The organism is Bordetella hinzii LMG 13501 (genome assembly GCF_001548475.1).
In the GTDB taxonomy this organism is placed as follows: domain Bacteria; phylum Pseudomonadota; class Gammaproteobacteria; order Burkholderiales; family Burkholderiaceae_B; genus Bordetella; species Bordetella hinzii.
The window spans coordinates 148,416-160,429 of the sequence record NZ_LRUJ01000001.1; the positions used below are offsets into that span (position 1 = coordinate 148,416).

16 protein-coding genes are annotated in these 12,014 nt (G+C 66.8%); 14 read left to right on the forward strand and 2 right to left on the reverse strand.

Annotated elements, in window-relative coordinates; genetic code table 11:
* Positions 1 to 37: 37 nt before the first annotated feature.
* Positions 38 to 1,009 carry an SDR family NAD(P)-dependent oxidoreductase gene (locus AXA74_RS00695; RefSeq protein WP_032972679.1) on the reverse strand — a complete coding sequence of 324 codons (972 nt, stop codon included), beginning with the start codon at positions 1,007 to 1,009 and terminating at the stop codon, positions 38 to 40.
* A gap of 55 nt (positions 1,010 to 1,064) precedes the next feature.
* Here AXA74_RS00695 and AXA74_RS00700 point away from each other — a divergent pair, with 55 nt between their 5' ends.
* Positions 1,065 to 2,048, forward strand: coding sequence for an AraC family transcriptional regulator (locus AXA74_RS00700; RefSeq protein WP_081093914.1), 984 nt, complete (start codon positions 1,065 to 1,067; stop codon positions 2,046 to 2,048).
* A 253-nt stretch (positions 2,049 to 2,301) separates the two neighbouring features.
* On the opposite strand, the gene AXA74_RS00710 is transcribed toward AXA74_RS00700, so the two are convergent.
* Positions 2,302 to 2,694: an MAPEG family protein gene (locus AXA74_RS00710; protein ID WP_032972667.1), complete on the reverse strand. Its 393-nt coding sequence runs from the start codon at positions 2,692 to 2,694 to the stop codon at positions 2,302 to 2,304.
* Between the two features lie 721 nt (positions 2,695 to 3,415).
* Between AXA74_RS00710 and AXA74_RS00715 the strand changes: the two genes are divergently transcribed.
* The 13 genes from AXA74_RS00715 to AXA74_RS00775 all read left to right on the forward strand — a co-directional run bounded on the left by AXA74_RS00715 (position 3,416) and on the right by AXA74_RS00775 (position 11,820).
* Positions 3,416 to 4,177, forward strand: a complete 762-nt coding sequence (locus AXA74_RS00715; RefSeq protein WP_060833058.1) for a hypothetical protein — start codon at positions 3,416 to 3,418, stop codon at positions 4,175 to 4,177.
* 110 nt (positions 4,178 to 4,287) lie between these two features.
* The gene (locus AXA74_RS00720; protein ID WP_060833059.1) at positions 4,288 to 4,506 is read left to right on the forward strand and encodes an AlpA family transcriptional regulator; all 219 of its coding nucleotides are present in this window, start codon (positions 4,288 to 4,290) and stop codon (positions 4,504 to 4,506) included.
* A gap of 41 nt (positions 4,507 to 4,547) precedes the next feature.
* A complete protein-coding gene (locus AXA74_RS00725) occupies positions 4,548 to 5,414 on the forward strand; it encodes a ParA family protein (protein ID WP_060833060.1) in 867 nt (288 codons plus the stop codon).
* Positions 5,398 to 5,646, forward strand: coding sequence for a hypothetical protein (locus AXA74_RS00730; RefSeq protein ID WP_020651217.1), 249 nt, complete (start codon positions 5,398 to 5,400; stop codon positions 5,644 to 5,646). The genes AXA74_RS00725 and AXA74_RS00730 overlap by 17 nt, the downstream gene beginning before the upstream one ends.
* Positions 5,639 to 7,297: a ParB family protein gene (locus tag AXA74_RS00735; RefSeq protein ID WP_060833061.1), complete on the forward strand. Its 1,659-nt coding sequence runs from the start codon at positions 5,639 to 5,641 to the stop codon at positions 7,295 to 7,297. The genes AXA74_RS00730 and AXA74_RS00735 overlap by 8 nt, the downstream gene beginning before the upstream one ends.
* Positions 7,298 to 7,314: 17 nt before the next feature.
* A complete protein-coding gene (locus tag AXA74_RS00740; protein ID WP_020651215.1) occupies positions 7,315 to 7,875 on the forward strand; it encodes a DUF2857 domain-containing protein in 561 nt (186 codons plus the stop codon).
* Positions 7,876 to 7,877: 2 nt separating this feature from the next.
* A complete protein-coding gene (locus tag AXA74_RS00745) occupies positions 7,878 to 9,071 on the forward strand; it encodes an STY4528 family pathogenicity island replication protein (RefSeq protein ID WP_060833062.1) in 1,194 nt (397 codons plus the stop codon).
* Positions 9,072 to 9,198: 127 nt separating this feature from the next.
* Entirely contained in the window at positions 9,199 to 9,498 is a 300-nt protein-coding gene (locus tag AXA74_RS00750; RefSeq protein WP_060833063.1) for a type II toxin-antitoxin system RelB/DinJ family antitoxin, read from the forward strand.
* Entirely contained in the window at positions 9,485 to 9,772 is a 288-nt protein-coding gene (locus tag AXA74_RS00755; RefSeq protein WP_009618209.1) for a type II toxin-antitoxin system RelE/ParE family toxin, read from the forward strand. Before AXA74_RS00750 ends, AXA74_RS00755 begins: the two co-directional genes overlap by 14 nt.
* 28 nt (positions 9,773 to 9,800) lie before the next feature.
* The gene (locus AXA74_RS00760; RefSeq protein ID WP_011805449.1) at positions 9,801 to 9,992 is read left to right on the forward strand and encodes a hypothetical protein; all 192 of its coding nucleotides are present in this window, start codon (positions 9,801 to 9,803) and stop codon (positions 9,990 to 9,992) included.
* A 123-nt stretch (positions 9,993 to 10,115) separates the two neighbouring features.
* On the forward strand, positions 10,116 to 10,895 hold the full coding sequence (locus tag AXA74_RS00765) for a PFL_4669 family integrating conjugative element protein (RefSeq protein ID WP_060833064.1): 780 nt from the start codon (positions 10,116 to 10,118) through the stop codon (positions 10,893 to 10,895).
* Positions 10,892 to 11,440: a DUF3158 family protein gene (locus AXA74_RS00770; protein ID WP_060833065.1), complete on the forward strand. Its 549-nt coding sequence runs from the start codon at positions 10,892 to 10,894 to the stop codon at positions 11,438 to 11,440. Before AXA74_RS00765 ends, AXA74_RS00770 begins: the two co-directional genes overlap by 4 nt.
* The gene (locus AXA74_RS00775; protein WP_060833066.1) at positions 11,437 to 11,820 is read left to right on the forward strand and encodes a single-stranded DNA-binding protein; all 384 of its coding nucleotides are present in this window, start codon (positions 11,437 to 11,439) and stop codon (positions 11,818 to 11,820) included. The genes AXA74_RS00770 and AXA74_RS00775 overlap by 4 nt, the downstream gene beginning before the upstream one ends.
* Positions 11,821 to 12,014: the final 194 nt, after the last annotated feature.

Here is a 12,014-nt window from a genome sequence, read left to right on the forward strand (position 1 = left end):
GCGGGGTCATTGCTCATGAAGCCATGACGTGCGCTGGCTACATGAAGCGAGCCGATGTCTCTCCTGTCAGGCGAAGCGTTTCCGTCCACAGCGCTTCGGCCAGGTCCGGATCTGCGGCGTAGGGGCGGACGCCGAACCGCCCCTCGGCTTCGACCGGAGCGATGTCGCTGTCCTCGCAATACACCCCGCCGATCCCTTCCAGTTCCGGCGCCGTGGCGCACCAGACCATGGTGGCCGCGCCCTGGGGGAAGTTCTTCTTGTCGTTGGCCGGGTCGATCAGAGGCGTGCCATCCGGGTTCAACGCCCCGTAGGCTTCCAGTTCCTCGGGGCTTATGTGCCGGGCCAGGTTCCCGAGGATCGAGCCTGGATGCACCGAGTAGGCACGGATGCCGTGTTGCCTGCCTCGCACATCCAGCGCCACCGCGAACAGGGCGTTGGCGGTCTTCGATTGGGCATAGGCCGCGATCTTGTCGTAAGGCCGCCGGGTGAAATCCAGATCGGTCAGGTCGAATCCGGGCAACAAATGCCCACGCGAGGACAGCACCACCACCCGTGCCGTGCCGGCCGCCTTGAGCACCGGCCAGAGTGCGGCCGTCAGGCGGAAATGTCCCAGGTGGTTGGTGGCGAACTGTCCTTCGCGCCCTTCGGCATCGCGGAACAACGGCGTCGCCATGATGCCGGCGCTGAGAACCAGCAGGTGCAGCGATCGGCCGCTGGCGAGGAAGCCCTCGGCGAAGGCACGGATCGAGGCGGGGTCGGTCAGTTCCATCCCGGCCACTTCGACCCGGGCGAGCCCGGCCAGCGCCCGGCGCGCGGCGTCCACGTTGCGCGCCGGAACGATGACACGGGCGCCGAGGCCCGAGAACACACGAGCGGACTCCAGCCCAAGGCCGGACGCACCGCCAGTGACCACCACGGTCTTGCCGGATAGGTCGATGCCGCGGGCGACTTCTTCAGCGGTAGTGAAGGGTGTGAAAGGGGTGCCGAGCGGCTTTTGCATCGGGTTCATCGTTCATCTCCTGATCTTGACGGAGAGATGATGATCCGCGCCAGCAAGATCATCTATGCTGGAAATTCTCATATTCTGTTTAGATTATCCTATGTCGCTGCTAGACGAGCCACTTTCGCAATTGCTGACCCTGGCCGGGGTACAGGCGGCCGTCTCGACGGGACTCCAGGCGCGAGGTCTGTGGGCGCTGCGGGTCGCTTCGCTTCCGACGCTCAAGTGCAACGTGATCCGCCGGGGCGAATGCGGGCTGCAGGTGGCGGGCCAGCGCTGGGCACTGAAGACCGGCGACTGCTTTCTGGTGGCTCCAGGCAAGTCGTTCACCCTCGGCACTGACCTGGACCGGCCGGCGCAACCAGCGCAGGACGTCTTCGCCGGCTGCGAGAACACCCTGGTCGCGCATCTTGATGCCGGCCCCGGGCCGGAATTCCTTTGCCTCGGCGGGCGCATGGACTTGCCGCCGGCTGCCGCGCTGCTGATCGATGCCCTGCAAGCGGTGACGGTGATACCCGGCGGCAGCCCGGTGGCCCTGCGGATCGGCTGGCTGCTCGACCGGCTGGAGGAAGAGTGCCGCGCGGAGGCGCCGGGATCGGCGGCCATGGCGACTCACATCATGCAGATCGTATTCATCGAGTTGATCCGGGCCTTGCCGGCAACCGCTGCCCGCGGGTGGCTGGCAGCACTGGCCGATCCGCGTATCGGGCCGGCACTTCGCGCCATTCATCGCGAGCCAGGCAGAGCCTGGCGGCTGCAAGAACTGGCCGAGGTCAGCCATCTGTCGCGATCGCAGTTCTCGGCCCGGTTTCGGCAGACGGTGGGGCAGGCACCGATGGACTATCTGCTCCATTGGCGGATGGCGCTGGCGCGCCAGGCGTTGTCACACCCCGGGGCCACGATCGAGTCGGTGGCGGATGAACTGGGCTATGCCTCACCAAGCGCCTTCGGCGTGGCCTTCCGCCGCGTCACCGGCACCACCCCGCGACGAGTAGCGCGCGAGGTGACGCGCCAGCCGCGCCGGACGACCTGCAGCGACACAACCTGATCGGCCTGAACTACGCGCGCGCTGCCAGCGACGGCCAGGCCCTGCGCCGCCTAGCCGTGGCCGGGCTGGGGCTGGCGCGGCTGGCCACATTCCAGGCGCGCGAAGACATCGCCGCTGAGCGGCGGCTGCCAGTGCTGGAGGACTGGAGTCCCGGCGGCACCGTGGAGGTGCATGCCGTATTCATGGGCCAAGGCGACTACCCGCCCCTGCGGGGGCGTGCCTTCCTAGACTTTCTGGTGCCGCGCGTGCGGTTCTAGCGCAAAAGCAACATGCCTGACGCGACCGCCAGCACGGTCCAAGTCGCCATCATGGCCGGCGCCCTGAGCGCGTACTGCTGAAGCGAGCCCTCGGGCGCCGTCATCCCGAAGGGATGGACGAGCCGGGCGGCGAGCAGCGCGATCAGCAGCGCATGCACCGTCCAGCGCTCGGCCCCGAGCACTTCGTTGAGGCCCACGAGCAGCAGCGCCAGCGGCACATACTCGGCGAAGTTCGCCTGGATCCTGATCCGGCGTCGCAGCGACTCGTGTCCGCCGTCCCCGTGGTGCGCCTTGAATTGCGCCCTTCCAATGGATACCCGGATGGAAAGAACGAGAAAGAGAATGCCGAACCAACCGGCATAGCAAGCAGTCAGAGTGGGCGGGTTCATGTGGGCTCCTGGGTGTCAGGCCGGGGGCGGCGCAGAGATGAAAAATGGCGCTCCCGTCTCGACCAGCGTCTTCAGCCGCGACAGCACTTCTGGCCAGCCGCCGCGCACGGCCTAGCTGGTGGCGGTGGCGCCGCCGAAATCGTCGTGGGTGAGCACGAGCTTGCAGGCGTCGTCACCTGCGGGAAGGATATCCCAGGTCACGCGCGAGGGTCTGTCCGCCGCCACATCGTCCGACCAGCGGGCGCTGAAGCTGTGCACCAGCCGCGGGGGGATCGATCATGCTTTCTCGATCTGGAGGCAGACCTCTCGCGTCTTGCCCGAAACCTCGCCGCACTCCGTCGAGGCGGCATCGTCACACCTGTTTCCGCCCACACTGCGTCTGCTGATAGACCGTCGCTGTCTTGCACGCCGGTAACGCCCAGGCTCGAACGCAAGAAGACCGAATTCGTCTTTCGCCGCGATGGCGTCTGTAGCAAAACCTCGTTATCGAGCCATCCTGCCATGGGCAGTCAACCGCTTGAAGCATACCGCCACGCAGAGGCTCGGTGCTGGTGGACAAGCGCCATATCGACAGGCGGCTGCTCTGGTGAACATCCGTCATTCCGGCCTTTCCCACAAGCCAAGCCGCCACCGTCTCGCGCCGTGAAGGCGCGTCCCGGCAGCGATTCCAATCAACGAGGGAAACAGATGTCCTGAATCCGGGTACCAGCAGGGAGCAGCCATGCGAAAGCCACCTTCATCCGGCCCCCAAGCCAAGGTCTTCTACCGCCCGATCGAGGCGGCCATCCAGTGGGCGGGGCTGTCGCGTTTCGAGCGCCGCATCCTCGATGTCGCCAGGGGGATGAACCGCTTGCCGGAGCACCCCGAACTGGCGCGCTGGCCACAGCTTCGTCTGAACGCGGAACGGATCTACGACGCACTGCTGCATCTCGACCTTCCCTACGGCAAGAATGGCCTCACGAGCAACGATCCCGCCTTGCTCGATGACCCTGGCCTCACGATCCGCCACGTCGATCTGAAGGCATGGATGATCCGTTTCTATCCCGACCAGCGACCGGCCTTCCTGTTCGATGCCTTTGAGCGTCACCTGCATCCGGCCGTCAGTGTCGATGCCGTGCAGGCACTGGTCATGGATCGCGAGGCGTTGAAACTCCAGCTTGCCGACAAGGTGCAAGCCTGGGACGCGCTCTATGACCAGTTCCAGACGCTCAGCCAGGAGCACCAGGCGCGCACGGAGCGCGAGAAGCGGTCCGGGACGCCGGGCGCTCGCAGTGAGTCCACCTACCTGAACATCGTTGGCGGTCTTCTGACCCTGCTGCTGGGCAAGTCGCCCAATGGCGTTCCCTATTCGTCCTTCGAGACGCTGGAATCGGTCATCAGTGCGCTGGTTGCCCACTACGGCGACAAGTCTGGGATCAGCGAGCGAACGCTGTGGGCGAAGTTTTCGGCAGCGAGGCGTCATCTCGCCACCCAGGACCGCTGACTGCAAGTGCAGACGCCGAGCCTGCACTTGCGGTGACTGCGCGGGAACCGCGCTATTGAATACGGGACACGTCCATCACCGCCGCTACACAGCGCCAAGGAGTGTCCCTCGTGACTGCCCAGACCATCGCCACCGCGATGCCGAACGAACACCGCATCCTGCGCCGCGCGGAAGTCGAGGCCAAGACCGGCTTCAAACGCGCCCACATCTACAACCTGATCAAGGAGGGCAAGTTTCCCAAGCCCCTGCGCCTCGGGGTACGCGCCATCGGATGGGATTCGGTGGAGATCGATCAGTGGATCACCGATCGACTCAGGGAGCGGGCGTGAGCCCGCGCCCCCCCGGAACCCCCTCCACGAGGAGTCGCACCATGCAGGTGGTATCCATCATTTCGACCAAGGGTGGCGTCGGCAAGACGACCACCGCAGCGAACCTGGGCGGTTTCATCGCCGATGCGGGACTGCGCGTGCTGCTGCTGGACCTGGATGTACAGCCCACTTTGTCGAGCTACTTCACGCTCGGCACGCATGCGCCTGCCGGCATCTACGAGATGCTGGCCTTCAATGAGCAGCGTATCGAGCAATTGGCTTCGCAGACCGCTGTGGCGGGTCTAGACCTGGTGGTGTCGAACGACCACCGCGGCGAACTGAACACACTGCTGCTGCACGCGCCCGACGGCCGGCTGCGCCTGCGTCACCTGCTCCCCGCACTGGCGTCGCACTACGACCTGCTTCTGATCGATACCCAGGGAGCGCGCAGTGTGCTGCTGGAGATGGCGGTACTGGCCTCCAGTCTGGCGCTGTCACCGGTGACGCCGGAGATCCTGGCGGCGCGTGAGCTGAGGCGCGGCACGCTGCAACTGATCGAGGACATAGCTCCGTATCGGCACCTCGGCATCGAGCCGCCACCGCTGCGCTTGCTCATCAACCGTGTGCATCCGGTTTCGTCGAACGCCCGACTGATCCAGCAGGCCCTGCGACAAGTGTTCCAGGCGCACGCAGGCATACAGGTCCTGAACACCGACGTCCCGGCCATCGAAGCCTACCCACGTGCCGCAACACGGGGGCTGCCAGTGCATCGCGTCGAGTACCGGCAACCAGTGGGCCGTACTGCGCCTGCGGCGTTGGAGACGATGCGTACGCTGGCTGGCGAGCTGTTCCCGGCATGGAGGGAGCGCTTTGCATGCGTTACCGGCAGAGGCCGCGCAGGGGGAGCCAGTCATGGCGAACGCGCATGAACTGGCCCGCGGCCATGCGCGGCTGCGCGCGCTGATCGAGTTCGCGCTGGGCGAAGGTTGGCACGTGAAACGCACGCGCGGCGGGCACCTGATGTTCACCAAGCCCGGCTGCGCCGCGATCTATACCAGCTCGACTGCGAGCGATCACCGCGCCAGCCGCAACGCACGCGCGCAGCTTCGCCGCGCCGATCGTCAGGCACCGGCGGCATCTCGGGAGAGCAGCGATGGCTGAGCCAACGCCGCAGGACATGGCCGCCAAGCTGCTGGCCACCGGCTTCGAGCGCAGCGGTCCTTCGGCCGGGGCGTTGACCGACCCCATCGCCGACACACCGATGGTGGTGACGCTGGACGAGCTGCGCCCCTATGAACATGACCCGCGCGTGACGCGCAACCCGGCCTACGAGGAGATCAAGGCCTCGATCCGCGAGCGCGGGCTGGACGCACCACCCGCGATCACCCGCCGGCCGGGCGAGGCGCACTACATCATCAGGAACGGTGGCAATACGCGGCTCGCCATCCTGCGCGAACTGTGGAGCGAAACCAGGGAAGACCGCTTCTTCCGCATTGCGTGCCTGTTCCGCCCGTGGCCGGCGCGCGGCGAAATCGTGGCGTTGACCGGGCACCTGGCCGAGAACGAACTGCGCGGCGGGCTGACCTTCATCGAGCGCGCCCTGGGCATCGAGAAGGCGCGCGAGTTCTACGAGCAGGAAAGCGGCCAGGCGCTGTCACAGAGCGAACTCGCGCGACGGCTGACGGCCGACGGCTATCCGGTGCCGCAGTCGCACATCAGCCGCATGAACGATGCGGTGTGCTATCTGCTGCCGGCGATCCCGACGCTGCTGTACGGCGGATTGGGCCGGCATCAGGTGGAACGGATCGCGGTACTGCGCAAGGCGTGCGAGCGCACCTGGGAGCGGCGTACGCTGGGCCGCACCGTGGCCGTGGACTTCGCCACCTTGTTTCAGGACGTGCTGACGCAGTTCGACGCACAGCCGGACGACTTCTCGCCGCAGCGGGTGCAGGACGAACTGGTGGGCCAGATGGCCGAGTTGCTGGAGGCCGACTACGACACGCTGGCGCTGGAAATCGACGACAGCGAAAGCCGCCAGCGTGCGCTGACCAGCGAACCGGCGGCGCCGATGCCTTCGGCGGCGTCTGTCGTGCCTGCTGCTCCTTCCGCACCGGTCTCCGCACCTCAGCAGCTACCCGTGTCGTCCGTACCGCGCGACACCACGCCGGTCTCGCATGCGGTGTCAGCAGCGACACCGCCTGCATCGCCCGAAGCGCCAGAGGACCAGCGCGGACCACGCGACGAGCGCCTGCAAGGGCACATCGTGACACCGGCACCGACCACCGAGCGCCTGCAGTCCATCCAGCGGATGGTCGCCGACCAGCTTGGCGACAAGCTGCCCGACTTCGAGGCCGATGCGCTGCGTGCGATCCCCGTACAGGTCGGCGGGCTCTATCCCATCTCGGACGTCTGGTACGTCGAGCCGGGGCTGGACGCGCCGGATCGCCTGCGCGTGCACATCGCGCAGTTCGCGCGCGAAATCGGCGAGGAAGCGGCGGTTGCCGACCACATCGAGGCCTGCGTCGGCGGCATCGGCTTCGTCTGCGTGGCGCCGGCCGTGGGCCAGGCGAAGGTGCTGCCGGCGTTCGCGCGGGCGGTACTGACCCTGCTGCATGCGCTGAGTGCGGCGCCACCCGCCGCGAACGGATTGGACCGCGCGCGGCTGGCCGACGAACTGGCGGCGCTGCTCCATGGCCACGGCGGCTCGGCTACACGTCTGAGCGATGCTGCGCTGGTGAAGCTGTTCCGTCTGCTGCGCCTGGCGCGCCGGCTACTGGATCTGGAAGCCGGCGTAGCGAGCCAGGATTCCTGAGCGCAGGAGGCTCCCGCATGTCGGCACCGCACCCACTCAACCAGGCCGTGATCGCCCAGGCCCTGCATGACCTGCGCAACGGCCAGTTGCGCCGCTGCAAGGCTATGGGCTTCGGCGAGGAGGAACTGGATGCGCTGAAGCACCCCGAACTCGTGAGCATGCTGGTGAATGCCACGGTGTCGTGGTGTTCGGTGTCGGTGAACCGGGAAGTGTTGAAGCGGCTGCTTAGCCAGGTGCACGACGTGGAGCGGGAAATCGCTACGGTGGACCGCATGCTGCGCCTGGGGGCGAGCACGGAGATGGTCAGCAAGTTCTACGGCCTCACGCATCAGGAAGTGGCGCTGCGCCGCGACATCCTCGGGCTGCCCAAGCGCAAGGGCCGGCATCCGGTGCTCGACGAGGCGCAGGACGTGGCCTTGTGGGAACGCTGGAAGGCCGGCGTCGCCGAGCGCCATGTCGCCCTGACCGACGACATGGCGATGCTGGCACTGACCATGGACCTGGCCGAGGCCATGAGCCTGCCGATGTCGGTGATCTGGTCGGCGATACGGAACTGGATCGACCAGGGGCTGGTGTAGCCATGGCCACGTCCGGCACACCACGGCGCGAAGGTCCCGTTGCGCTGTCGGCGGTGTTCGACGAGGCGCTGCGGCACCTTGGGCCGCAGGAACCGGTACAGGGCACCGCGCCGGCCGCCGACGGATTCCTCTACAGCGGCAACCGCCATGAGAGCGTGCCGCGCCGACTGTTCCTCGACCGGCGCCTGACCCCGCTGGAGCGCAACGCCTGGCAGGTGTTCCGCCTGCAGCTCAACGACGACGGCGTGACTGCCTTTCCCACCTACGACCAATTGCGCCCCTACCTGGCCTCGATGCCCTGCGGGGCGCAAGCCTCGCACGAGACCGTGGCGCGTGCCCTGACGCTGCTGCGGCTGACGCGCTGGCTGAGCCTGGTGCGACGACGGCGCGACCCGAAGACCGGCCGCATCCAAGGCAACCTCTACGTGCTGCACGACGAACCGCTGTCGCCCTTCGAGGCGATGCAACTTGATGCCGACTACCTCGGACTGGTCAGCCAGGCGCTCACGCACGCGGCGAAGGCGGTGCAGATCGTGGGCATGAACACGCTCAAGGAGATTGCCGAAGACCCGCTGCTCAGCGGCCGCACGCTGCCGACCCGCCTGCAGGTGCTGGCGCAGCGCATGGGGCTGCATGGCTGGACGACGCCAGGTTATCCACAGGAGGGTGCGGACCACGAATCCGAAGAAGGCCAGGAAGCCCTTCTTCGGAATGCTGCGCGCCCGTCTTCGGAATCCGAAGCAGGGCCGAAACCCGCGCCGGATAGCTCTCTTCGGATTCCGAAGAAGGACCGTACAGTACGTAATGATCGTATAAATGAAGTACGTACAGTACCGCGCGTGAGGGCCTTGCAGAACCTGCGGCTGCCAGACCGCTTCCAGCGTTTGAAGCACGAGCAGCAGTCCGGCGCGCTGGTGGCCTTGCGGCAGGTGGACGAAGCCCAGCGGCAGGCGGTGCTGGACGAATGGGAGGCGCGCTGCTGCAACAGCTCGGTGCGCAACCCGGCTGGCTACCTGTTCGGCATCATCCAGAAGGCGATCCGTGGGGAGTTCAAGGCCTGGGCGGGCGACAGCGCCACGGTGCCGCCTGCTTCCCGTCCACCCGCGCCGGCACCGGTGCCATCGGCACCGCCGGTATCCCCCGAAGTGGCGCGCGCCCACCTGGCGCGGCTGCGGGCGGCCCTGCGCGACCCGTGACCGGCCGAGCTATCCCCAGGGGATAGCTGGGACAGGGAGCCTTCTGGCGGGTCAATCCGGCTACACCCTTGCCAAGGTCTCAATTGAGATACAAAATAGGGGCTAATGCATAACAGGAGAAGTAACGATGGCCGCACAGACTTCGATGCTGCACATCCGTGTGGACGATAAGCTCAAGGCCGATGCCGCCGAGAAGCTCGCCGGGGTCGGCCTCACCGTTTCGGACGCCGTGCGCATCCTGCTGACCCGTGTGGTCAAGGAAGGCGCGTTGCCGGCTGGCCTCACGGCCGACCCGGAGGCCTACGATGCCTGGTTCCGGGCGAAGGTCCAGGAGGCGCTGGCCGACACACGGCCGCCGGTGCGGCACCAGCAGGTCATGGACGAGGCGCAGGCCCTGATCGACAGGAAGCGGCGTGCGCGTACTTGAGTGGCGGGAAGCTGCCCGCGCCGACCTGCTGGCGATTGTTGACTACATCTCGGACGACAACCCCGATGCCGCGCAGCGGTTGAAGGACGACATCGAGGCCAAGGCCGCAAAGCTGCCGGAGCGCCCGAAGCTCTACCGGCCTGGCCGCGTGGCCGGCACGCGGGAGATGGTCGTGCGTGCAAACTACGTGGTGGTCTACATGGAGGACACCCGCGCGGTGTCCATCCTGCGCGTGTTGCACGCCGCGCAGCAGTGGCCGCCGGCACGGGAGTGAAGGCGGTTTTCCTCACTGGAGATTCACCATGAATACCAAGGAGCCTGAAGCAGCCAAACTCAAGGCGCTGCAGGAAGCAGCTTGCATGGGCTGGGCCGACATCGCCGCCGGCCGCCATGCCGATGTCGCCGACGGCCAACTCGAAGGTTTCATTGCACAGTTGGGACAGCAGGCGGCGCTTGCCGTCGCTACCCGCCGCGAGGCTATCCCCAGGGGATAGCTGGGACAGCCAGCCTTCCCGGCACGGACAAACCAGGCGCACGCCGATTGCGGTTTGTTGACTGACGGCCTTCCAGCCGGTGCTGATGCTGGCGACTCGTTCCGTTAATGCGAGTCGTCACCCATGGCCTATGAACCCCTGCAATTGAATCTCGGGTCGCTGCGCAGCGCGATGTCGCTGACGCTGCACACGCACCACGCTTCACGCATCTGGCACGGCCGCGCGCCGACCGAGGGGCGCGCCGGCATCATCGGACTCAACGGCTTCATCAGTGCGATGAACAAGATGAAGCGCGGCGCCGAGCAGGACGACCCGTACTCGGACTGGTGGATGTTGCGGATCGAGGACAAACTCGCCGACACCAAGACCCGTCTGCAGACCCTGCGCGAACAGGTGGATCAGGCCTTGGCCGACGTGCCCCCGGCGCTGTCGCTGGGCGAGAACATGAACGTGCAGCCGGTGAAGCTGCCGCTGTTCGTGAACGCCCAGCTCGGCTTCATGGCGGTGTATCTGCTGGCCGACTACGACGACCTGGCACGCAAACTCATCCTGGCGCACCACACGGCGCTGATCGACCGCAGCACCCTGGAGCGCTGGCTCAATGATGGCGCGCACGCGCTGCGCAGCCTGTTCTCGCTGGCCCAGCAGTACCGCTACTCGGGCACGACGCGCGACGACTTCGCGGCGAAGAACGCCGCGGCGCGGGCGGCGCTGGAGAAGTTCGGCGAGTTGCCGCAGGACGTGCTGGAAGGCACGCGCCGCTCGCGCTTCGCGCCACCGATCGCGCGGCGGACGACCAAGCCCGGCACGCCGCCTGCTGCGCCCGCCATCGAGCCCGATGCGACGGCTCACACGGATGGCGCAGCCAATCCAGCGACGGGTAATGAGGGTGCTGACGCATGACGGCATCGATCCCCATCAGCCACCCCACGCGCTTCATGGCACTGGAACAGGCGGACTTCCAGCGGCTGGAACACGCAGGCTACCTAAAAGGCCTTTTACAGCCTTTTAAGGGTAAGGGGAGTCTGGAGACCTGGGCCAGCCAGTGCGCAGCGCTGCGTGACGACGTAATTGGCCTGGCGCAGCGGCGCGTGCTGCCCCAGGCGCGGGCCTACCCCTTCAGCCTGCTCGACGTGCAACTGGCCCAGCAGGCCACTGGCGCAGGGACGACCTTCCTGCGCTGGCGCAACCTCGACCGTTCCTCCATGGGCGTGGCGTTGTGGGAGTCCCTGCTGGCCAACCCCGCGACACCGGCCTCGCTGATCGACGAGCTGTACGCGATGGAACTGCAGCGCATCGTGCTGAACATGCAGATCAGCCTGACCCACAGCATCGCTCGTCAAGCCCTGGAATGCGCCAACAAGGCCGCGCAGGCGGAAGCGGCCTACCTGCGGCGCGTCCACGGGAATACCGCGTCCGTTCCACCCACCACCAAGGAGTCACCATGAGCACGCACTTCGTCGGCGAGGGCAACATCGGTTCTGCGCCGGACTACCGCGAATTTCCGAACGGCAACGACGAGCCGCGCCGGCTGCTTCGCCTGAACGTTTACTTCGACAACCCGATCCCGAAGAAGGACGGCGAGTACGAAGATCGCGGCGGCTTCTGGGCGCCCGTGGAGCTGTGGCACCGCGACGCCGAGCACTGGAAGACGCTGTACCAGAAAGGCATGCGGGTGCTGGTCGAGGGCCGCACCGTGCGCGACGAATGGGAGGACGCCGACGAGAACGAGCGCGTCACGTTCAAGATCGAGGCCCGGCGCGTGGGCATCCTGCCGTACCGCATCGAGTCGGTGGCGCTCAGCGCCAAGCCAGCCGGCGGACAGTAGCTCGCCAATCGCCGCCGCCCCCGAGGGCGGCTGTAGCAACTGTCATGCGCCCGCGATGCACCAGCGAGCTATCCCCATGGGATAGCTCCAAGGTCGTCCACGGCGTTCCAGCCGCCCTCCCGAAACGACGCTCTTGCTGTGCCAGATCCTGCGGTCTATGCGCACCGCTGCGGCAACGGACCGCCTGCCGATCA